The organism is Nostoc sp. DedQUE09, from assembly GCF_034530915.1.
Taxonomy (GTDB): Bacteria; Cyanobacteriota; Cyanobacteriia; order Cyanobacteriales; family Nostocaceae; genus Nostoc.
Genome location: NZ_JAVRCE010000028.1, coordinates 1 through 22939, shown reverse-complemented (window position 1 = coordinate 22939; position 22939 = coordinate 1). Strand labels below are relative to the sequence as shown.

The window sequence follows — 22939 nt, the reverse complement described above, 5'->3', positions numbered from 1 at the left end:
TAAAGCTCGTACCTCTATGGAAAAGGAGGAAAAGACTCGCTAATACTTCTCTACGAAACGCAAATGCGTCTCGCTATTGGTAACGCAAGTAGTAGAAAAAACTCCCAGTGGATGTTAACCTATCAGGGGAGTGAGTTATCAGGGTCAGTTATTTTTTTTAAATAAAAAAAGCCCCCAGTGGGTGTTAACCTACTAGGAGAGTGAGTTATCAGGGTGCATCTACCAATAATCTTTTCTAGGGGCAGCTAGCATCTTCCGGGAAAAATGAACTAAATTAGAGACGATGTCTACGATGGGCTGTAAAGGTTGTACCTCTATGGAGAAGCAAGCTACATGTAGCATCTTTGAGAGGAAAAGACTCGCTAACACTTCTCTACGAAACGCATTTGCGATCGCTATCGGTGACGCAACTAGAAAAAACCCCCAGTGGGTGTTAACCAACCAGGGGAGTGAGTTATCAGGGTGCATCTACCAATAATCTTTTCTAAAATAAATGGGTCGCTACCGGATAAATTAGTAGAGGTTGAAGTTGTTACTGTTTGTCGATGGAAGAAAAACCTTAGAGGGTTAGTTATCAAGATAGACCTAGCAACTAAACGAACGGTGCGCTGCTTTACAAAATGGGTGTTTCAGGGTTAATCAATAGCACTCAATTTTCATAAAAAAACCCCCAGTGGGCGTTAGCCAACCAGGGGAGCTAGTTATCAGGGTGCATCTACCACTTAAATGTTCTAGGTTTAACCACCATGCTCCGGATAAATTTATGAGAAAGTTGATTGCGATCGTGTGTCAAAAAAACAAAAGTGGATATTAACTCAATTAGGGGAGTTAAAGATCGGGGGACATCCATCTATTAATCAAGTATTCTAGGATTAAGCACTATTTTCTGGTAGAGAATATCTGCGTCAGAAGTTGCTGTTGTTTGCCAAAAATAAAAAAACCCCCAGTGGGTGTTAGCCTACTAGGGGAGTTGAAGATCAAGGTGCATCTACCAATTAAGTGTTCTAGACCCAGGTAATCCGATCCGGATAAAGTTGTAAAGGCAGAAAAACCAAAACAACACCGAATCAGAAACATTCAGGGGCAGGATGCATCTAAATTATCAGAGGAAGCGAAAAATCGACTTGAAACTTTCGCGTTTCAAACCAGATTTAGGAGGCGGACAGGAGAAACTGTGACCCAGGAATTCCACATTTCGGTAACTCCTGTAGGGCAAAATGACTACTTGGTGCGGACGGAACAAGTCGCGCCTGGGGTACCATTGGCAGAAGAATTGGTGACTTGGCCTATAGCTGATTGGTTGATGGCTGCTGGGCATTTGATGAATGACCCGTTGAATTCGGTGTTGCAAGGAGATCCATTTACCTCTGGCGGGCATGAAAGTGATATTGCCAGAAACTCTGTGAATTTGGTGGCGTTGGGTCAACAATTTTATAATGCCCTATTTCAAGGCACTCTCAGAGATAGTTGGATTACTGCCCAAGGTATTGCCCAGAACCATCAGCAAGTACTACGGTTACGCTTGGGGCTAAAAGACACTAGATTAGCTCGTTTGCCTTGGGAAGTAATGCACGCAGGCGATCGCCCTCTGGCCACTGGACCTTATGTGGCTTTTTCTCGCTTCCAAAGTGGAATTTTGGGGGCTTCTCCTTTGCGCTCGCAAAATATGCCCACACCACCAGAACAAGGTGGTGTCAGAGTCTTGATGGTAATTGCTTCTCCCTTAGATCAAGTCCGTCTTGACTTACAGAAACAAGAAGCAATTAAACTGCAAGCCGAACTTCACCGTCAAACGTCACGACCTGGTGAAGGCCGCAATCGTTTCCCCGAAATTGAACTCACTGTATTAGACCAACCAGGACGGGAAGAACTGACGCAAGCCTTAGAACAAGGCAGATACCACGTTCTCCACTACTCTGGTCATAGTAATTTAGGCGCAAATGGCGGAGAAATTTATCTTGTTAGTCGCAGAACTGGCTTAACGGAAATCTTAACTGGGGACGATTTGGCAGGTTTGCTTGTCAACAATAATATCCAAATGGCAGTGTTTAATTCCTGCTTGGGCGCTTACACAGCAGCGTCCAATCCCTCTGGAGATACTGGCGAACGAAACTTAGCGGAAAGTCTGGTGAAGCGCGGAATTAGAAGCGTTTTGGCGATGTCAGAACGGATTCCTGATGAAGTGGCGTTGACGCTCACACAATTGTTTTACCGCAATTTAAATCAGGGATATCCAGTAGATTTGTGTGTAAGTCGGGTGCGCCAAGGATTAATTTCTGCTTATGGTTCTCACCAGATGTACTGGGCATTACCGATTTTATATCTCCAGCCAGAATTTGACGGTTTTTTAAGTCAGGAAGCTGAGGTATCTGCAAGTACAGATTCGCTGAATCAGTATGGTTCGCCTTTAGGGGTAACTTCCACGATGTACCCTGGTATACCTGATGATAGCGAGATGCCTTTAGGAATGGAAGACATGATTCCTTCTGGTTTGACACGGGATTCTGGGTTGGATTGGCTGGGTGAAGATACTTGGGGCGATCTGGTTGATGAAATTGAGTATGACGATCCAAGCTATGAAGAAGATTCTGCGATAGTTTCGGATTTATTTCGTCAGCTAGATAACCAAAAAGCTCCAACTGAATCAGATCAACAAATTCGCGAAAATAGTCTTCACCAAAGCCAGATTTCAGAGGAAATGACTTCCTCAGAAGAGTCAGCAGATTTGTGGGGAGAAGTTCCACCACCGCCACCTGCAACTCCTGGAAACCGTGAAGAAAATTGGCAAAATTCTAATTTTTCGCAATCGCAACCACCCCCGCCAAGAAATCGTACCCGTCGCCGCAAGCTGTGGCCGATTGTAAGCGTTGTGGGGATCAGTGCGATCGCAGCAGCGATCGGTTTAAATTGGTGGTGGCAAAATCGCCCCCAAGCACTGCCTAAAATACCAGAAATTCCCACCCAGTCTCTACCTGATTCTCGAACGATTCAAAAGCAGCCCAATATCGATTTAGGAATAGAAACGACTGGAATTGTCACCGCTACTGCTACGGAAAAATTGAGCCAAGGTGATTTGCAAGGTGGGTTATTGGCTGTAGAAGAACTACTCAATCGGGGCGCACTGGCTGCGGCTGAAACTTCCTTAAAACTAATTCCTAGTAAACAAGCTGACGATCCCTCTGTGAATTTTTACAAGGGAAGATTGGCGTGGCAGTCTATCCAAACTGGAGACAATAACTATAGTGTCGATGATGCCCGTCGTTATTGGGAAACTGCTGCCAAAGCTAAACCCGAATCGCTTTTGTATAATAACGCTTTGGGATTTGCCTACTACACAGAAGGCAATCTGAATCGCGCCAATGATTCTTGGTTCAAGGCTTTGAATTTAGCTCTCAAAGAACAGAACACAAATTCAACATCCAGAAATACAGCAGTTCCTCAAGATGCTTTAACTTCTTATGCTGGTTTAGCTCTTGGATTGTATAAATCTGCACTTAGTCAATCTAATGGTAAGCAGACACAATATCTAAATGAAGCGATTAAGTTGCGGCAAACAGTTCTCAAGTCCGATCCAGAAAATTTCCAGGTAGATAAATTAGCTAAAAATTGGCTGTGGACAGAGAAGGCGATTGAAGATTGGCGATCGCTCCTTCAGGAAAAAGGTGAAAAACAGTAATATATTGTCGTGGCGCCAATACGGTTCGGTTAAAGGGTAAAGGGTAAAGGGGAAAGGTTTTGAATACATCCTTTCCCCTTTACCCGCAAACCCATTCCCCAGATCATAAGGAAAGTGAAAAATGCTTATCCGAACCGTATTGGTCGTGGCGCGATCGCTTTTAATTATTAAATGTTAAGGGAGTTGCAAAAAGATAAATATTTGTAGGGGCGCAAGGTCTTGCGCCCCTACGTTCGCGGGGCATCCCGCCGGGATGGAATATTTTTTTAACACCAGTTCGGGTTAAGGACTAAAATTTGATTGATTGGACAAAAGAATAAGGGTTTCACACTGTTGAAACTAACGACTAAATCAAGGTTTCAGCTTATCCTGAACTCAGGTTTTTTTAACTGCAAGTCCCTAATTGTTTTTGACTCAGAAGAGGAGGCAATCGTAAAATAGCCAAAGTAGGTTAGTTAAAATAATGTTAATTGCTAAATTTTTCGTGATTTAGGATATAGCCAAAAGCTAAACAAACGGCTAACTTTAGGCATGACAATATAAGTTAATAGCAAAACCATAATAATCGTTATAATCAACGAAATAATCAAGGGTGGTAAACCTCGGATTAGGGGTACTAAGAACGTATTCAATAAATTAATCAACACATATACAGCTCCCCAAGTTAGCAAGGCTGTTTTATAACGCGGTGGAGTTTTTAATGGTTGACCTGGAAGAGAAAACCAAGCTTCTAATCCACTGATTTTTTGAACATAAGGATCGGATTCAACTAAATGCTTACCTTGATTAAGTAAATGTTCGCGATCGCGCGATGTCATCCACACCTCTAAATTTTCATAACTGTTAAATCGAAAGATAATCACATATTCATTTCGCACTCCAAGTTGAGGACAAATAACATTTGTTCCCATGTGACCCATGTAAGTTCTAGAAACCCTGGTAATCTCTTTCAACCAAGCTTCGTAAGCAGTTTCGCATCCAGGTTTGACAAGTTGTGTAATAACCACGGTTACAAATTGATCGTTCTGTTCTATCTCCATTATTTATGCCAATCAATTTTTGATTTTAGATTTTCTCACGTAGTTTATCAATTGCAGAGCAAGTAGAAATTTGCTGGCTGTGAAACCTTTTTAAATTTGGGATTTTCAATTCAAAATCCCAAATTTAAAATCTAAAATTCGGCCACGCTCAAGCCAAGGGATATCCAGGTTTTCCAACTTCGAGCCGAACAACATTAGCAGGAACGACACCAGTGGGTGGAGGTAAAAACATCCCACCATTAGTCACAACATAAATTGCGGTGCGATCACTCTGGGTTTGACCAAAAGCCACGGCTGTGCTGCCAATTACACCTGCCTCGGCTTGAGCAATAATAGTAGTACTGCGATCGCTTGCAATTCGCACCACACTGTTGTATATGTGCGTTGCTCCATAAAGATTGCCTTCCACGTCAAAGGCGAAGTCGTCAATATTAGTTTGCTCTACAAAAATTTCCGGTTCACCTGGTCGATTTGCGGTATCAACGGGAATCCGCAACAGCAACATTTTTTCCGTATTTGAAACGTAGAGAAAATCACCAAAACGCTTCAAACCATTTGCAGCCGGAATAATATTTTCCGAATTGCTACGAGCAAGCATTGGATGTTCTAGCCAAATTGAGGTGCGAGGTTGAGCGACATCAATCAGCCAAATTGCACCCCGATAAGAATCTGCTGTTAAATACTGAGTGTTAGAAAACGGAGTGATGCCATTGAGAAATATTGCATCTGGCAGTTTCAGCAAGGTTTCTACTGTGCCATCATTGGCTACTAAAGAAACCACTGGTATGGAATCAGCATTCCAGCCTGTTGCCACTAAACCCCCGTTGGCAGCGAAAGCAAGACCACTTACTTTACCTTCAACAGTGGCATGAATCTGCTGATTGCCATCTGGACTAATACGAACAATCTCGCCAACTTCGTGATTGGTTACAAATATTGTGCCATCTGGTGCGATTGCTAAATTTTCCAAAAAAGTATTCACAGGGAAGGAGGCAATAACTTTAGCAGGCGCTAATTCAATGGTTGTATCAACGTAAATAGGCGGTAAAACTGCGGAATTTTCCATCTTAACCTACCACTGTAATTGAATGGGGCCACCAAACTTTCGCATCTCTGCAAAAAATAGTCCTTGCGCTCCTCCATCGGGAAGTGTTGCCAAATAAACAGCTGTTTGCGCTCCTTCTTCTGCTGTGAATGGAGCATCATCTCCTCCCATATCGGTTTTCATCCAACCTGGAGAATAAGCATTTACAAGAATGTTAGTACCTTGGAGTTCTTTTCCCAAAATCGCTGTTAGTCCATTCACTCCCACCTTTGAGAGTCGGTAGGAAGGCGCTAAAGGGTAGTAGTCTCCCGGAACTGACGCCAGAGATGCCATTTCCGTTGAGATATTGACAATGCGACCGTAGTTTTGCACCTTCATTAACGGAATTAGTGCTTGAGAAATTCTGAGTACCGCTAAAACATTAGTTTCAAAGGTAGATCGCATCGTTTCCAAATGCACAGTCAGTAAGCTGGACTCTTCAGGCTTTGTTGTGGGATTTACACCTGCATTATTGACCAGAATATCTACTTTGCCATAAGTTTCATGCAACCACTCGGTAAACTGCTGCACGCTTCCATCATTGGTAACATCCAGCTTGTGATAGTCAACATCAAGCCCTTCACTGGACAACTGCTGTTTAGCAGCAAGACCATCTGTTTCATTACGACTCGTCAGAATTACGCGGTTGCCAAATTGGGATAATTGGCGGGAAATTGCATATCCTAGCCCTCGGTTACTTCCTGTAACTACAGCAATCCTTTTTTGAGTCGTCATTTTTATGACCTTCAAACTGCTTTTAAATTTACTGTACTGAGATGTTGTAAATTAAGCAAATTGATTTTAGCAATACATTTTAGGGTTTATGTATTGACAATAAACACTAAATATGAATAAGTTCAAAAACTACATATTTCATAGAGGCACAGTAATGCTAGGGATATTGCTGATATGGATAGGGGACTTCCAGTTAAAAAAAGATCCCGTCGTAAGGCCTTGCGTCCCTAAAAATCTATAAATAATTTGGGATAATTTATTTTTTGCAAGTCCCTAGACTCACAAAGCGATCGCCCTTGCCTATCCTTTTTGAGTAAATTAAGAAACCACCAGTGTAAATATCTGGTAGTTTGATTAATTAAAAAGAGATTATTTTGGAGGATAGGGAATACAAAGATTTCACCCACTCCCATTCCTGTGTCAAGCCCTCTTTTAGGGAGACTTGCGGCTTATATCCGAGAATTTTCTGTGCTTTTGATACATCAGCAGCCGTGTGACGTGCGTCTCCCATCGCTTTTTCTATGTGGTTTCTTTTAATTGGCTTCCCAACAATTTCTTCAATCGTATTTAAGACTTCTGCTAAAACCACCCTACTACCACCACCGATATTAAAGATTTCTCCTACTGCTTGGGGTGCGGTGGCGGCAGCTAAATTAGCGGCGACAATATCACTAACAAACGTAAACTCCCGCGTTTGCTGACCATCGCCGTAAATAGGAATCGCCTCATCGTGCAAAATGGATTGAAAAAACTTATGAAATGCCATATCTGGGCGCTGTTTGGGGCCGTAGACTGTGAAATAGCGCAATGTCACACAGGGCAGACCAAAGTTCTTATAATAGAGTTCACACAAAAACTCTGCTGCTAGTTTCGTAATGCCGTAAGGAGAAACCGGTTGAGGACAAATTCGCTCGTGGGTAGGTAATGTTTCTGCATCACCATATACACTAGATGAAGAGGCAAACACTAATCTTTTTAGGTGTTTAGCATCTTTAGCTGCTTCCAGCAAAACTTGTGTAGCGTTAACATTTCGTTCTGTATAGCCTCGAAAAGCTTTACCCCAACTTGCTCTGACCCCTGCTTGTGCCGCTTGATGGTAAACTACATCAACATCTTTTAGGAGTTTCTGCCAATCTAAAAACTGCATATCTCCTTCAATTAATGCAAAACCAGGTAAACGATACAAGTGTGCAACATTGTTTCGTTTTAACATCGGATCGTAATAATCATTGAATTCATCAATCCCGATCACTTCGTTGCCTTGTTCTAGCAATGTTTCTGCAAGATGAGAACCAATAAAGCCTGCAACTCCAGTAACGATAATTTTAGCCATGTTGCCGATTTTTTATATCCTGATTAACCGCGATATTCACAAGTTAATAATTATAGTCAAAAATTGGTTGTCGATTGAGGATTTTTTTATAGATAGGTTGAATTGTATCAGCAAAAAAGATAATTAAACTAATACATTTATGCTGAAAATGTGTTATCAACTTGATTTATTAATTACTAATAATAAAAAATAAAATTTTACTAATTAGTGAAATTTTATTTTTTAAATAAATGCAGTTGGAATTCAACAACTAAAATAGGTCAGCAGATCAAATAATTAAAGTGATGCATAAATAAAAGAACTCCACCCCCCTTGGCTACGGTGTATAGATAAGTTTAAAATAGATGATTAACCAAGGCCCCACCCTAACCCTCCCCTTTTATAAAGGCTACGGTGTACACACAAGTTTGAAATAGCTGAAAAACCCAAGTTTTTACCCCACCCTAACCCTCCCCTTGCAAAGAGGAGGGAACTAGATTTTCCGGCATCTCCCCAATGCATCGGGGGGATTGAGGGGGGTAATTCGACTTGTGTACACGTAGGCAGGCGGCGAGGGGCTGGGAGTGGAATCTTAGGGGACTTTTACAAGAGGTATACTAAATCATTCAGAAACTTGCACAAGTGTGAGAATTGATGAAAAAATTGATCCGCGAGAGTCGAATCAGGTATTCTCATTTTGCAAGGGACGCACGAGGAAATCAGTGAAAGTTTTAGTTGTCGGTAATGGGGGGCGCGAACACGCTCTGGCATGGAAACTGTTGCAATCTAAGCAAATTGAGCAAGTTGTCTGTGTACCAGGGAATGGGGGCACAGCAACTATGGAACGTTGTCAAAACTTGCCTTTAGCAGTAGATGATTTTGAGGGGATGAGCCGATATGCTCTAGAACATGGCATAACTTTGGTAATAGTTGGGCCAGAAGTTCCCCTATCTAAGGGAATCACAGATTACCTCCAAGATAAAGGATTGATGGTATTTGGCCCAGTCAGAGCTGGAGCGCAAATTGAGGCGAGTAAAGCTTGGGCAAAAGCCCTGATGCAAGAAGCAGGGATTCCGACGGCACGGGCTGCGGTATTTACTGAGGCTACGGCAGCAAAATCTTACGTCAAATCTCAGGGAGCGCCCATTGTTGTCAAAGCTGATGGGTTGGCGGCTGGTAAGGGTGTAACGGTAGCTGAAACAGTTGCACAGGCAGAAAGTGCCGTTGATGCAATTTTTCAGGGACAATTTGGCAGTGCTGGTAGATTTGTCGTAATTGAAGAATGTTTGATTGGGCAAGAGGTGTCGGTTTTAGCGTTGACTGATGGGTTAACAATTAGACCCTTGTTGCCAGCACAAGATCATAAGCGGATTGGTGACGGCGACACGGGCGAAAATACTGGCGGGATGGGAGCATACAGCCCAGCACCCATCGCTACACCAGAGTTGATGGCACGCATTCAAACAGAAGTACTAGAAAGAGCGATCGCCACCTTACGATCTAAAGGTATTGATTACCGAGGTGTACTGTATGCTGGGTTAATGATTGCACCCGATGGCGACTTGAAGGTTTTGGAATTTAACTGTCGCTTTGGCGACCCCGAAACCCAGGTGATTTTGCCACTGTTAGAAACACCCCTAGAAGAGTTAATCCTAGCCTGTGTACAGCAGCGATTGAGTGAATTGCCGCCCATTGCTTGGAAAGGGGGAGCATCTGCCACTGTTGTTGCCGCTTCTGGTGGTTATCCAGGAGAATATGAAAAGGGCCAGGTGATTACTGGCATTGAGGAAGCAGAAGCAGCAGGAGCAACTGTATTTCATGCAGGTACGAAGTTGAACCAGCAACAAGAAATAGTCACAGATGGGGGTCGAGTATTAAATGTGACTGGAATCGGAGAAAATTTTGAGCAAGCGATCGCCCAAGCCTACACTAGTATCAAACATATTCAGTTTGAAGGGATGTATTACCGGAGAGATATCGGTTATAGAGTTAGGAGTTAAGAGTTAGGAGTTTGGAGTTATTCACCATGCCCAATGCCCCATTCCCTCTTTGCCCAACATATTTGTCAAATTAACTGTTAATTTTTAAGTTGTTGGGCTTTATAACAAAGACTACTAACAACTTTATTTAAGATGCTAAATCTGTTAAAAACAATTCGACATGCGATCGCTAGTTGGTGGTCGGAGTTCACTCTCCAGACTAAACTGCTGGCTGTAGCCACAATGGTAGTTTCATTGGTGATGAGTGGTCTGACATTTTGGGCTGTGAATACAATTCAGCAGGATGCGCGGATGAATGATACCCGCTTTGGTCGTGACTTAGGGCTGCTGCTTGCTGCTAACGTTGCCCCCTTAATCGCTGACAATAATCTCACTGAGGTTGCCCAATTTTCTCAACGCTTTTATAGCAGCACCTCTAGTGTGCGTTATATGCTTTACGCTGATGAAACTGGGCAAATCTTTTTTGGCATTCCTTTTTGGGAAGCTGAGGTAGAAAACTCCCTTACCATTAAACGGCGAATACAACTGCCAGAAGATTACCCTGGCGATGGGGAAAAGCCGATGGTGCGGCAACACATGACCCCAGATGGGACAGTCACCGATGTATTTATTCCCCTGATTGTCAATAAAAAATACTTAGGTGTATTAGCGATCGGCATCAACCCCAATCAGACTGCTGTCATTTCCACCAATTTTACCCGCGATGTCACCATTGCTGTTTTTATCACCATTTGGGTAATGGTGATTTTGGCAGGAGTGATTAACGCCTTAACCATTACTAAGCCCATTAAAGAATTATTGGTGGGGGTGAAGCAAATTGCTACCGGGAATTTCAAGCAGCGCATTGATTTACCTTTAGGGGGCGAACTGGGGGAGTTAATTTTAAGCTTTAATGAAATGGGAGAGCGATTAGAGCGTTATGAAGAACAGAATATTGAGGAACTGACCGCAGAAAAAGCCAAGTTAGAAACCCTAGTTTCAACGATCGCAGATGGTGCAGTGTTGATTGATAACAACATGCAGGTGATTTTAGTCAACCCCACAGCAGAGCGAATTTTTGGCTGGGAAGCCGCTAATGTCGTGGGTTGCAATGTCTTACATCACTTGCCAGCATCGGTACAAATCGAAATCACCCGTCCCTTGTACGAAATGGCAGCAGGGGAATGCGAAAGCGCCGAATTCCGAATTTTTATTAACCAACCCATCCCACGGACGATTCGCATTCTCTTGACTACAGTACTCAACTTGCAAAGAGAAAGCATCAAAGGTATTGCGATTACTATTCAAGATATAACCCGTGAAGTCGAACTAAATGAGGCAAAAAGTCAATTTATCAGCAACGTTTCTCACGAACTGCGAACGCCTCTATTCAACATTAAAACTTATATTGAAACCCTGCACGACTACGGCGAAGACTTGGCTTTACAAGAACGGCAAGAGTTTCTGCAAACAGTCAACCATGAAACTGATCGCCTCACCCGCCTAGTTAACGATGTTTTGGATTTGTCAAAACTCGAATCTGGCCGCAACTACAGCTTTGACGGCGTAGATTTAGCCCAAGCGATCGAGCAAACCCTGCGTACTTACCAACTCAATGCAAAAGATAAAGGTGTTGAACTTGTTCAGGAAGTTGCCCCTAATTTGCCGCTAGTATTAGGTAATTACGATCTGTTAGTACAAGTGTTTGGCAACCTCATTGGTAATGCCCTTAAATTCACCAAAGCCGGTGGTAAAGTAGCAATCCGCGCCTACCAACTAGATTTCAAACCCAGTCACACCGAATCTGCTCCAGTGCGGATTGAAATTTCCGATACTGGAATTGGCATCGCTACAGAAGATCAACACTCAATTTTTGAACGCTTCTTTCGCGTAGAAAACCGAGTTCACACCCTAGAAGGCACGGGTTTAGGTTTATCGATTGTCAGAAATATCATTGACAGACATCGTAGTAAAGTCCATCTCGTGAGTGAAGTCGGCATTGGCACCACTTTTTGGTTCGACTTAGCCATCTTTGAAGAAAAAGCGCCGCCGATACAAGTTGAACCTATTGCAGAAACATCCAACATCATCACAGCTTGAAGGTTAGGGAATGGGAAGTGGGGATTGGGTACAAGAGGCAGAGGTGCACAGGGGCAGAGGGGAAAAACTTACTACAACTCTCCTCTGCTCCCCGGTCACTGAGCGTAGCCGAAGTGCTGCTCCCTTGCTCCCCACTCCCCACTAAACCCAAATCAAGACCTTAATATAACGAACAACAAACAGACTAATAATAAACCTAATAGCAACAGCAAAGCCTGATTGCGTTTTACCCAACTTTTCACAGTTACTGCAAAACTGTTAGTGTAATGCTGCTGTTTCAACTCTAATTTTGTCTCTTCAATATTTTGGTAGAGGGTACAGTCTTTGGCATAGGGACGTTTAGGAAAATTGCAAGTATCATCAGCGTGATAGGTGCAGGTGTCGCACAGATACCCATCCCCAGAGGCGCGGTGCAATGGAATACCGGGATGACCGTAAGCTTTGAGTATAGTCCGACAATAAGGACAACTAATAGCTTGACTATCAACAAGTTGATGGCAGCGGGGACAAGATACAGTAGCCAAAACCTTACCTTTAGCGCAAATAGGTAAACACTATTGATTCTAGCCATTTACAGGGATAATGGGGAAATACATACGTAGCCTGTTAATTTTGAATATGGCTAGCTCTCAAAATTGGTTACTTTATCAGCAAAAGTACTAGGTTTATAATGATTTTTTATATTTTATAAGTGATTTATATCACTCAACCTAATTAAAGCTATGCCATAATCTAGCAAATATCAGGTTTTGTCCCAACTCCAATAATTATTTAGAGGTAGAAAAATATTGCCTTTTAATCCTGAGCTATGCCGTAACGAAAGCGAAGTTGAAAGCAAACTCATAGTGCAATATTTGCTACCACAGCTAGGTTATACTCCTGACACCTGGCATCAAGAAGTTGCCGTTGGTAGCATCCGCTTAGATTTCTTAGCATTTGCCGCGCAAGTGATTCCCTTCGTATTAGATGCCAACTCACCGCTAAGTGTCGTCATGGAGGCAAAGCATCCCAAACAAAACTTAAATAATCATGTTCTCCGACTCAGGCATTATTTAACCAGCTTGAATGTTAGGTATGGATTGCTGACTAATGGCAAAGAGATTAGAATTTATCAAAAATTGCAATACGATATTCAACTAGTATTTCAATGTTCTGGGAAGGAAGTTGAGACTAAATTAGAGAATATTAAAAGTTTAATTGGTAGAGATAGCCTTAAAGAAGGACAGCTAGTAAATAAGCCAGAAGTTAAAATACCTGGAAATAATTTAAATTTTGAAATAAAGAGGCAACATTCAATGAAAACGATTGCAATCTACCACAATAAAGGCGGTGTTGGAAAGACTACTGTTGCAGTCAATCTTGCAGCAGCATTGAGCAAAAAAGGTAAAAGGGTACTGCTAATTGATATAGATTCACAGGCAAATACGACTTTTGCTACAGGATTAATAAAATTTCAATTTGATGAAGAAGATGATTTAAAAGATAGAAATGTTTACCATTTAATAGAATCAGGTGATTTTAACTTTATTCCAGATATTGTTCGCCAGTCTCACTACTTCAATAATCCTGAAATTGATGTTATTCCTTCACACATTACTTTGATTCAACATCAAGACACACTTAATAAAATTCTAGCGACTAGACGTAGATTAGTAAAAAAAATAAAATTAGTAGAAAATAATTATGATATCGTAATCATTGATACTCCTCCATCAAGAGATTATTATGCTGAAATTGCCTTGATTGCTTCTGATTACTTAATCATTCCTTCAGATTTAAAACCATTCGCTAATCAAGGTTTACCAACAGTCATAAATTTTATTAAACAAATTAATGAATCTAGGGAAGACATAGGCAAATTACCTATCAATATAATGGGTGTTATCGCTTCTAAAATTTCAACAAATTCTAAATTTTTACAATATACATTTCCAAAGCAAAGGGATGTCATTTCAGAACGCTATAATCTGCCTCTTATGGAAGCAGTTATTTATGATAGAACAGCACTATCAGAATGTATGAATCAGACGATAACAGTTGGAGATTTAGAGTATCCCGATCCTAAATCTGTTGTTAAATATGCAGAAGAAGCTAAATCTACTGCTCAACAATCGGCTATGGAATTTGATATTTTAGCAGATGAAGTTTTACAAAAAATGGAGATTAATTAATGACTAAGTTTTACCTTGTAGATGTCAAAGATATTACTTCTGATATTCCTCGTTCAAATTTTGCTGAGACTGATTTAGAAAATCTTGCAGATATTATTCTAGAGAGTGGAGGAATTATCAGACCATTAGTTTTGAAAGCTACAGATACTGAGACTTATATGGTTGTTGATGGGCATCTTGAATACTACGCTGCTGTTAGGGCACGAGAAAAAAATCCTCGTCAAGGTGAAATGGTTAATGCTTTTGTAATTTCCCCTAAAAATGAAGAGAAAATATTGAAGCAAATAGCTATATTTAGGGGATTAAATTCTGATGATATACCAGAAGTTCAAACTTCAATTAAAACTAATCATTCAGAATTGATTTCAAAAAATAATGATTTTAATTTGTTGGAAAAGCAAATTAATGATTTAAGGTCAGAACTAGCACAAGAGAGACAAGAAAGAGAGAACCTATATGAAACTTTCAAGTTGATTGAAAGTCAGATACCTAAACAGATGACACCATTAGATGCATTTAATAGTCTAAGCTTACTAGAACTGACTTTCAGATTAAGAACTGCTGGCTTTACTGATAAAAAAGCTGTTCAAGTTACTGAAAGTGTGGAAAAAGAACGTAAAAAGAAAAAGTTTGAATCTTTGAAAGATGTATTAGCGAGAGTAAAAATTGCCAACGGTAAAAAACAGATTAAAGGTATCAGTGGCGAGAAAATGGTAGATATTGTTGATAGCTGGGCACGGATTTTGTTTATTTAAAATTTACTTACATCTAAGTCGCAAGAATAATTTGGGGCTAATATGGATAGTCTGGAATCTCAAATTGTTGAAATTTTAAAATGTGGCACTCCCATAAGAGCAGTAAAAATTGCTGAGATGTTGGGAGTTGAAAGACGGGAAGTCAACCATTACTTATATTCTTCATTGAAAAATATGGTTGTCCAAGATAGCGATTATAAATGGTCATTAAAGATAAATGAAATAGGTAATAATCAGCGTATCCCAACTCAACCACGAACACCTCAAAACCAATCATCAAAACCTGTAACGCAAAATAATGTCTACAGTTTTACAAAAAAAGAAATTCAACAAGATACTCCGATTCAACCACCAATTCGACCAAATCAATCTTCAGAACCTATCAAGCATGAAAAACTGGAGAAATTTCATCAGCAACATTTTCAAGCAAACCCTCAAACTCCATCCTCACAACCTGTAAAACAAACTAATCCTTATGAAGTTGTCAAAAGAGAACTTGCTCAAGTATCTTCTGAGAAAAAGGTAAAAATTCTAGAAAATGCTTTTAAACAAGATAGGTATGCAGAACTAGAAAATGAGCAAATAAATGCTCTCCAATCAATTTTAGAAGAAGCTAGGCGGGAAGTGAATATAGCCAATACGGCTTATACACAAGGAAAACTCAGCTTTTGGAAGGCTAACTCTTTAGCGATCGCACTTGTATCAATAGCCTTAACTCTTGGTACATTCTTCGTGATTAGTCAACTGAGATCCAGTTCAAGTTACCAACCTACCCCAACTATTCCACAAAATAGGTAGATTTGCCATATTTTTTTCCAAATAACGTCAAAAGTAAGTTGCACAATATGTCAATCTCTAAAAGGTTGTTTTAAAAGTGTTCGGCTGTGTTTAATCACATTTTCACCCCCCTTAATCCCCCCTTGTAAAGGGGGGAAACCGGAAAATCTAGTTCCCTCCCCTTTGCAAGGGGAGGGTTAGGGTGGGGTAAACAAATATTTGATACACTACTACAGACTTTTCAAACATCCTCTAACCCTGCATCTGTCGCAGTGCATTAAACGCCTTACCTCGCAACCCAACTGGTAACAACGATAAACCTAAACCAGCCCAAGCTTTAGCAGTCGAAAAAGACTGTCCCGCCAAAACTAGCTCTCTGCCTTTTTGCGTTTCACCCTTTTCAATTAAACGCAAACCTAATAATAATTGTGTTTCAGTTAAACGATTTTTCCTAACTTTTTCTAATTTTTCAGATTCAAACTTATAATTTTCTAAATACTGAATTTTATCAAATAAATAAGGAATGGCTCGATTAATACCTTGCTGCTCTGCATGGTAGCGATATTCCATCAATAATTCTGGTAAGTAATAGCCCTTTTTTCCAGCCAAAGCTAGACGCACAAATAAATCATTATCCTCACAATTTTGCAGATTTGGCTGCATATACCCCAATTCTTGCAAGGTTTTACGGCGAAATAATGTCGCTCCAACTTGAAAGCTTTGCTGAATAAATACAACTTCTAACAAATTATTTACAACACCTGCGGGTAAATTCTTCCTACCCCAGCGATAAGAATTTTCTTGAGTTTTTGCCTCATCCCGTACATTGTTAATATCAATTATCCAATGGTCTGTACCAACAAAATCAATGCTAGAGTCTTGAGCAAGAATAGCTGCTGTACTTGCGAGAAAATCGGGTGTTAGTCGGTCGTCATCATCAAATTTAATAAAATATTCACCAGTGGCAGCATCAAAGCCAGAGCGCATATTATTACTTTTACCAATATTTTGCTGATGACGGATATATTTAATCCGATCGTCTGTGTATTGTGACATCAATTCGGGTGTGCGATCGCTAGAACCGTCATCACAAATAATTAGCTCAAAGTCTTGCTCAGACTGGTTGAGTACACTGTCAATTGCCAAAGGCAGTAAATTAACTCGATTAAACGTGGGAATGGAAACACTAACTTTAGGCATTTTTGCAATATGTAAAGTGGACATTGCTCACGAACTAAACGCATAATACATATTCTTGCAAAAGCCCTTAACACGCCACCCCTTAACCCCCACTTTTAGCAAGGAGCTACAGTGTATACACAAGTCCTTCTCACCCCCTCTAACTCCCTCCACCAGATATTTCCTCCCAAGGCATCGCTACGGTGTATACACAAGTCTGAAATAGCTGATTAACCAGCGTTTTACTCCACCCTAACCCTACCCGTATGTATTGGGAGGGAACTAGATTTCTTGTTTCCCACCAATGCATCAGGGAGCCAGTGCGTTGGGCGGCTCCGCCGACTTGAAGCATCTGGCGTGGGATTAAGGGGGGTAAATCCAGTTTTGGGCTTCATTACCAAGATGTGTGTACACCGTAGTTAGCAAGGGTAGGGAAGATAAAGCGTAGCTTTGGCGGGGTGGGGTTCTTATTTTTGATTTATGCAAAAAGCCTAATGAGCAAGGCTGGGCAAAAGCTAAGTGTAGGAAATAGTTTGATTAATTTTATTCCAAACTTTTTTGATAAATCGATTGCTTCTAGCCGCTATAGTAGGTGGCTTTAATCGCTTCGGTTTTTGCTCTGGTTGCTTCAGAAAGCGATAGTGTAAAAATTCATTTTTATAACAAATATTAACATCCTCACCTTTGCACAAACGGGCAAATTCAATAGCATTATAGCCCATATAGTGAAGACGATGAATTGGTTTTAATCCCTGTTGGTTGTAAAGAACATTATCAATGTTCACAAATCGATTTACACGAGCACAGTTGCCAGTTCTATCTTCGCCATTAGGACTAAGTGTAAAGTTAAATAGCGACCGAGCAATTCTGAAAGTCATGTAACTAAATAAATCTGCGTCACACCACCAAGCAAGTTCATTAATCCATTCGACTTCTTTATCTTCTATCAATCGCTTTTTGAGCATTTTTAACTCTTCAATGCCTAAAATCCCCTTTTTTGAACCAAAAAAACTAGAACAGTGTATTTTTCGTCTGATTTCAGATTCAGACAAAGACATTTTTTGTTCTAACTTCGGCAAGTCGAAAGCTGCAACTGAAGTTTGTTTTGTGTGTTCCCAGTCATCAAACACAAAGTCGTATTGGTCTAGTTTTTCTAAAACCTTGTCCAGCTTATTCATTGCCAAACTATCAGCATCATAAAATACAAATTTTTCAAACTCACCATCAAAAGCACACATTTTTCTGATTAAATTATTTTTTTTGTTCCATTCCATAGAAGGCTTATTTTTTCGGTTATTTATTGGATAAGCATTCCAAACTTGAACGGCAAAATCATCCCATTTTTGAATCGAGCTTTTATCGTCAAATAGGGTAACATTAGATCGAGAACGTATCTCCTGCTTAACTCGCTCTAAGCGGTCATCATAGGGAATGATACAAATAGGAATATCTGCACTAACATTCACCTCAATACTATTTAGCAAGGCTACTAATTGGTCAAATACCACGTCATTAGCAAGTGTGTAAATCCCAAAATTATCCATTGTAATTAAATTATTTTTATCTTTGATTTACTGAGTAATACCAATTCTCTGTGAAGCTGCACATTATTTTCAACCTTCCCAACTCCCCCGAACTTGCGGGGAAGTGCCGCAGGCAGTGAGGTTCTTTCTACACATCTTTATATAGAATTGGTGCAACGAGAATAATACGATCGCTATTTTTTGACCTCTTATTCTCAACTAATAATATACACATTTTTAACCTTCTGCTGAAGTTAAGGAACAAGCTATTTTGGTTAGTTTGGATGATACTAACATTACCCACCTACTTAAAAGTGCTAAAATTTTAGCTGTTAAACAATTGCCTCCTAGAGAATAATCTCAGCAACCCGGCGGTTCCCACACCCCAAGCACTATTAACCAATAAACCTGTCACTATTCCCACAAATTTCCAGCCGCCAGCGATGGGTTGACCCTTGAGCGGTGCAACTACAAACCAAGCCACTAGCGTCGGAGCAATTGCACCAAAGACTAAAGCTCCTAACCAATAGTTTTTATCATGTTGAAAACGAGGTGCAATGACTACTAGAATCAGTCCCCAAATGCCTCCCCAGAAAGCATTTGACCAAATTTGCGGGATTCCTAATGGTTGTATTGGTGCAGTTGAATAAGGGGCGCGAGGTGTAAAATTTACTGCGTGTAGCAGCGCCAACACGCCTTGATGAAATAGCAAAACAGACACAAAGCCTGCAATAAATCCTAAAGTAAATCGAGATAAGGCAGCTTTTTGAGTCATTGCTTATACAAAAAGGTACTTATTTGCAGTTGCAGATGTGGCTTTAATAATTGACATTTCCCATTCCCTATTCTCCATTTTCTCTAGAGCTTGCTTCTGAGAGTTGTCTATGATAGTTTGCTAACTAGTCTCAAATACAGTAACTATATCAAATTACCGTATTTTGTTGACTTCTATCGTTGATATAACCGAAGGAGTGCAGAGTTAAGAGTACTTAAGTACTTTACCAAATATATGACAAGTGGAAAAGCCAATCTTGCCGATTGAGAAGTAGATACTTGATATAAAGCTGAATTTTTCATTCATCCAGAGCATTTCCGAGCAACGAAGCGCCTGCTGCGATGGCTACGCCCGCCGCAGGCATCGCACTCAGCAAAATCGCCAACGTTAAGGATGGAAGCCGCAAATTTAGTTTCCTAAACTTGGTAGTGAGGATAGCACCCTACAATGAATATACGTATGCAAACTATTAACAACCGTAAAGTCAAAGTTGGAGGCTAAACGTTGGCACAATTCCAAGCAGAACCTCTGGCTTTATCAGGCTCTCAAAAAAATTGGGTCTTACTCGGTGTCGGACTTGGGGTATTCATGTCTACCCTGGATGTGGGCATCATCAATGTTGCTTTGCCCACATTGGTGCAAGCCTTTAACACCAGTTTTCCTACCACCCAATGGGCTGTATTGAGTTACCAGTTGGTCAGTTCCGGTTTAGTTTTGGGGGCAACCCGCCTGGGGGATATGTGGGGTAAGAAGTCCTTATACCAAGGGGGACTAGTTCTGTTCACTTTCAGTTCGCTGTTGTGTGGTTTCGCACCTAGTATCGAGTGGTTAATCGGCTTTCGGGCGCTTCAAGGACTAGGTGCTGTGTTCATTTCTGGGCTTGGTTTGGCAATCATCACAGAAGTTTTTCCCTCTTCCGAGCGAGGTCGGGCTGTTGGCATCATCGGTAGTGTAGTTTCACTGGGAATTGCTTTTGGCCCTTCTGCTGGCGGATTGCTCTTAAGTTGGTCAGGCTGGCATAGTATATTCTTCATCAATGTACCCTTGGGGATCATTGCTAGTTTTTTAATAGCTCGCGTGGTGCCACCTTCTGCACGCATTGAGGGCAAACAGAAATTTGACTTTTTTGGAGCAATATTGGCTTTATTGACTCTAGGTACTTTTGGTTTAGGTATGACGCTAGGGCAAAGCCAGGGCTTTGGCAGTACGAATACATTGATATTATTAGCGATCGCCGCCGTAAGTTTCACGACTTTTTTAGTAGTCGAAGCGATTCTAAAGCAGCCACTATTAGAGCTAAAGCTGTTTCGCAATCTTCAGTTGAGTATGGGTTTGCTAAGTGGCTGGTTAGCATTCATTGTTATTGGCGGTTCGCTACTCATTGTCCCTTTCTTTCTAGAGAGGGTCAAGCAATATCCGACGGTAAAAGTAGGGCTGTTACTAGCCGTATCACCTGTACTGAGTGGGTTAATTGCCCCACTAGCTGGAATACTTTCAGACCGTTTTGGCGCTCGGCTAATCAGTTCAATTGGGTTGGGGTTGATGATTGGCGGCTGTCTAGGGATTAGCACCTTTGACGCTCAAATTACTGAGTTAGGTTATGTATCGCGCTATTTTATTTACGGCATTGGTCTGGGTTTATTCCAATCGCCCAACAACAGCACTGTTATGGGATCAGTACCGAGAGAGCGTCTAGGGATTGCTTCTGGGCTTTTGTCTTTGTCACGTACATCAGGTAACACTGTAGGAGTTTCTCTAATTGGCGCAGTATTTGGGGCGTTAATCGCTAGTATGTCTGCGGGTGCAGATGTCTCTGTTGCCCCTCCTGATGCGATCGTTGCAGGGTTCCAAGGAACTTTTCGCTTTGCAGGCATAATACTCTGTGGGGCAGCAGTTGCATCCGTTTTGAGGATCGGTAAGAGGCAGGGGGGAGGGGAGCAGGGGAGCAGGGGAGCAGAGGAGCGGGGAAAGAATAATTAATGCCCAATGCGCAACACCCAATTATCAATTACTAAGGAGTTAGATAAATGACAGGTAAATTAGAAGGAAAAGTGGCAATTATCACTGGGGCTTCAGCGGGAATTGGAGAAGCAACTGCAATCGCTTTGGCTTCAGTTGGAGCAACAGTAGTGCTTGCCGCTAGGCGTGGCGATCGCATTCAGGCATTAGCAGAACGCATTGAAGCTAATGGTGGCAAGGCATTGCCTATTGTCACTGATGTGACTGATGAAACTCAGGTAAATAACTTGGTGGCAAAGGCAAATGCAGAATTGGGAAGGGTTGATATCCTTGTGAATAATGCCGGGATTGCCTTACTGGGCACGATTGAAGCTGGAAATAGCTCAGACTGGCGGCGATCGTTTGACCTCAACGTATTAGGACTGTTATATGCTACTCATGCCGTTTTGCCTTTGTTGAAGGCGCAAAAATCGGGGCATATAGTCAATATCTCCTCAGTAGCGGGTCGGACAGCGCGGGCGGGCGTCGGTGTTTATAATGCTACTAAATGGGGTGTTAATGCCCTCTCGGAAGCATTGCGTCAAGAGGTTCACAAGGACAACATCCGCGTCACGATAATCGAACCTGGTTTGGTGGATACGGAAATTGACAGTCAAATTACCGATCCTGTTGCCAAACAACGGATTGAAGAACGACGCAAGTCAATTCAACCTCTGCAAAGCGAAGACGTTGCTGCTGCGATCGTTTATGCCCTTACGCAACCGCCGCGCGTTAATGTCAACGAAATCCTCATCCGGCCAACAGGACAAGAACATTAAACAAGCATAACGCTTATGATGTAGCAAGGGTGAACAATTCCAGACCTTTGAATCATAATGTGGTTCTTGGCAACTTTTGGTGATCTAGGTTGGGGGAAAGCAGAGGGCAGAAGGCAGAAGGAAGAAGAAAGAAAGATATAATCGAGATACTTCAAACTTCACTCCATCAAACATTTGAGGAATAAGCCTCAGCAAGTTCTATGTCGGTGCTAACTCACCTATTACCAGATTCAACCAATCTGAAACTTGAGAATTGCCTTCTTGACAAAATAAAAACTCAGATAAATTTGATTGTTTCCGCAATCAGTAGAGTAGTTAACTGTCTGGTTTGTAACCAACCAACTCACTTTCATTCATAGTCGCTATGAACGCTTATTAGCAGACTTACCCTGGGCTGATTACAGCATTACCTTACAGTTACGGGTAAGGAAGTTTTTTTGCATCAATAGGTTGTGTAAACGGCGCATTTTTACACAAAGGCTGACCAATGTAACCACACCTTGGGCTAGAAGAACTCTACGTTTAGCTCAACGACTGAGTGTGATTGGTTTAGCTAATGGTGGTGCAGCAGGGGTAAGACTCTCACAGCATTGGGGAATAAAAGTTTCTCGCAACACACTATTAAATTTAGTCCGCTCAATCCCACTACCACCAATCGTAACGCCGCATACTCTTGGGGTAGACGACTTCTGATGTACGTAAATGTAAAACTTACGGCACAGCACTAATTGACCTGGAACGCAGACGACCAATTGCTCTACTAAAAGATGCTAAGGCTGAAACCTTAGCAGAATGGTTAAAAGCTCACCCCGGTGTCAAAGTCGTCTCACGAGATCGGTCAAAAACTTATGAAAGTGGTATTCGCCAAGGCGCACCAGAAGCCATTCAAGTTGCAGACCGTTTTCATCTATTGCAAAACTTATTTCAAACGCAAAAGCCAAGTCTTTGGTACTCATGCCAAAGCACGTAAAAGTTGTGGAAAAACAAGTCTTTAGTACTGATAAGTAGGTCAACCAAAAAAAACGTAAGATAGATAGAGTGCAGAAATTAAGTGAT

At 41.3% G+C, this 22939-nt stretch carries 18 protein-coding genes; 10 read left to right on the top strand and 8 right to left on the bottom strand.

All coding sequences use genetic code 11. From position 1 onward, the window contains the following. Nucleotides 1–1174: 1174 nt before the first annotated feature. Nucleotides 1175–3676 carry a cell division protein HetF gene (gene hetF, locus RMY27_RS18540; protein ID WP_322665653.1) on the top strand — a complete coding sequence of 834 codons (2502 nt, stop codon included), beginning with the start codon at nucleotides 1175–1177 and terminating at the stop codon, nucleotides 3674–3676. A 473-nt stretch (nucleotides 3677–4149) separates the two neighbouring features. On the opposite strand, the gene RMY27_RS18535 is transcribed toward hetF, so the two are convergent. The 4 genes from RMY27_RS18535 to RMY27_RS18520 form a co-directional block, all read right to left on the bottom strand. Next, nucleotides 4150–4716: an antibiotic biosynthesis monooxygenase gene (locus tag RMY27_RS18535; RefSeq protein ID WP_322665651.1), complete on the bottom strand. Its 567-nt coding sequence runs from the start codon at nucleotides 4714–4716 to the stop codon at nucleotides 4150–4152. 148 nt (nucleotides 4717–4864) lie between these two features. Beyond that, on the bottom strand, nucleotides 4865–5782 hold the full coding sequence (locus RMY27_RS18530) for a gluconolactonase (RefSeq protein WP_322665649.1): 918 nt from the start codon (nucleotides 5780–5782) through the stop codon (nucleotides 4865–4867). A 6-nt stretch (nucleotides 5783–5788) separates the two neighbouring features. Then, a complete protein-coding gene (locus tag RMY27_RS18525; RefSeq protein WP_322665647.1) occupies nucleotides 5789–6535 on the bottom strand; it encodes an SDR family oxidoreductase in 747 nt (248 codons plus the stop codon). Between the two features lie 358 nt (nucleotides 6536–6893). Continuing rightward, nucleotides 6894–7868 carry an NAD-dependent epimerase/dehydratase family protein gene (locus RMY27_RS18520; RefSeq protein WP_322665644.1) on the bottom strand — a complete coding sequence of 325 codons (975 nt, stop codon included), beginning with the start codon at nucleotides 7866–7868 and terminating at the stop codon, nucleotides 6894–6896. A 701-nt stretch (nucleotides 7869–8569) separates the two neighbouring features. On the opposite strand from RMY27_RS18520, the gene purD reads away from it, so the two are divergent. Both purD and nblS read left to right on the top strand, forming a co-directional pair. Further along, nucleotides 8570–9847 (top strand): phosphoribosylamine--glycine ligase, encoded by a 1278-nt coding sequence (gene purD / locus RMY27_RS18515; RefSeq protein WP_322665642.1) that lies wholly within the window; start codon nucleotides 8570–8572, stop codon nucleotides 9845–9847. 132 nt (nucleotides 9848–9979) lie between these two features. Continuing rightward, nucleotides 9980–11926 (top strand): two-component system sensor histidine kinase NblS, encoded by a 1947-nt coding sequence (nblS, locus tag RMY27_RS18510; RefSeq protein WP_322665640.1) that lies wholly within the window; start codon nucleotides 9980–9982, stop codon nucleotides 11924–11926. A 152-nt stretch (nucleotides 11927–12078) separates the two neighbouring features. On the opposite strand, the gene RMY27_RS18505 is transcribed toward nblS, so the two are convergent. After that, complete coding sequence (locus tag RMY27_RS18505; protein WP_322665639.1) at nucleotides 12079–12450, bottom strand: zinc ribbon domain-containing protein; 372 nt, start codon at nucleotides 12448–12450, stop codon at nucleotides 12079–12081. 264 nt (nucleotides 12451–12714) lie between these two features. On the opposite strand from RMY27_RS18505, the gene RMY27_RS18500 reads away from it, so the two are divergent. From RMY27_RS18500 to RMY27_RS18490, 3 genes are read left to right on the top strand one after another with little or no spacing between them, the layout of a single operon-like run. After that, nucleotides 12715–14097 (top strand): AAA family ATPase, encoded by a 1383-nt coding sequence (locus RMY27_RS18500; RefSeq protein WP_322665637.1) that lies wholly within the window; start codon nucleotides 12715–12717, stop codon nucleotides 14095–14097. Next, nucleotides 14097–14852 carry a ParB/Srx family N-terminal domain-containing protein gene (locus RMY27_RS18495; RefSeq protein ID WP_322665635.1) on the top strand — a complete coding sequence of 252 codons (756 nt, stop codon included), beginning with the start codon at nucleotides 14097–14099 and terminating at the stop codon, nucleotides 14850–14852. Before RMY27_RS18500 ends, RMY27_RS18495 begins: the two co-directional genes overlap by 1 nt. A 42-nt stretch (nucleotides 14853–14894) precedes the next feature. After that, on the top strand, nucleotides 14895–15650 hold the full coding sequence (locus RMY27_RS18490; RefSeq protein WP_322665634.1) for a hypothetical protein: 756 nt from the start codon (nucleotides 14895–14897) through the stop codon (nucleotides 15648–15650). 231 nt (nucleotides 15651–15881) lie between these two features. Here RMY27_RS18490 and RMY27_RS18485 read toward each other — a convergent pair whose 3' ends face one another. From RMY27_RS18485 to RMY27_RS18475, 3 genes are all read right to left on the bottom strand, one after another. Beyond that, the gene (locus tag RMY27_RS18485; protein ID WP_322665632.1) at nucleotides 15882–16829 is read right to left on the bottom strand and encodes a glycosyltransferase family 2 protein; all 948 of its coding nucleotides are present in this window, start codon (nucleotides 16827–16829) and stop codon (nucleotides 15882–15884) included. A 494-nt stretch (nucleotides 16830–17323) separates the two neighbouring features. Beyond that, a complete protein-coding gene (locus tag RMY27_RS18480) occupies nucleotides 17324–18352 on the bottom strand; it encodes an Npun_R2821/Npun_R2822 family protein (RefSeq protein ID WP_322665630.1) in 1029 nt (342 codons plus the stop codon). 304 nt (nucleotides 18353–18656) lie between these two features. Continuing rightward, entirely contained in the window at nucleotides 18657–19106 is a 450-nt protein-coding gene (locus RMY27_RS18475) for a hypothetical protein (RefSeq protein WP_322665628.1), read from the bottom strand. A gap of 504 nt (nucleotides 19107–19610) precedes the next feature. Between RMY27_RS18475 and RMY27_RS18470 the strand changes: the two genes are divergently transcribed. From RMY27_RS18470 to RMY27_RS18455, 4 genes are all read left to right on the top strand, one after another. After that, nucleotides 19611–21086, top strand: coding sequence for an MFS transporter (locus tag RMY27_RS18470; RefSeq protein ID WP_322665626.1), 1476 nt, complete (start codon nucleotides 19611–19613; stop codon nucleotides 21084–21086). A 47-nt stretch (nucleotides 21087–21133) separates the two neighbouring features. Then, on the top strand, nucleotides 21134–21883 hold the full coding sequence (locus RMY27_RS18465; protein ID WP_322665624.1) for an SDR family NAD(P)-dependent oxidoreductase: 750 nt from the start codon (nucleotides 21134–21136) through the stop codon (nucleotides 21881–21883). Nucleotides 21884–22333: 450 nt separating this feature from the next. Next, complete coding sequence (locus tag RMY27_RS18460) at nucleotides 22334–22576, top strand: hypothetical protein (protein ID WP_322665622.1); 243 nt, start codon at nucleotides 22334–22336, stop codon at nucleotides 22574–22576. 34 nt (nucleotides 22577–22610) lie between these two features. Next, on the top strand, nucleotides 22611–22853 hold the full coding sequence (locus RMY27_RS18455; RefSeq protein WP_322665756.1) for a transposase: 243 nt from the start codon (nucleotides 22611–22613) through the stop codon (nucleotides 22851–22853). Nucleotides 22854–22939 lie beyond the last annotated feature (86 nt).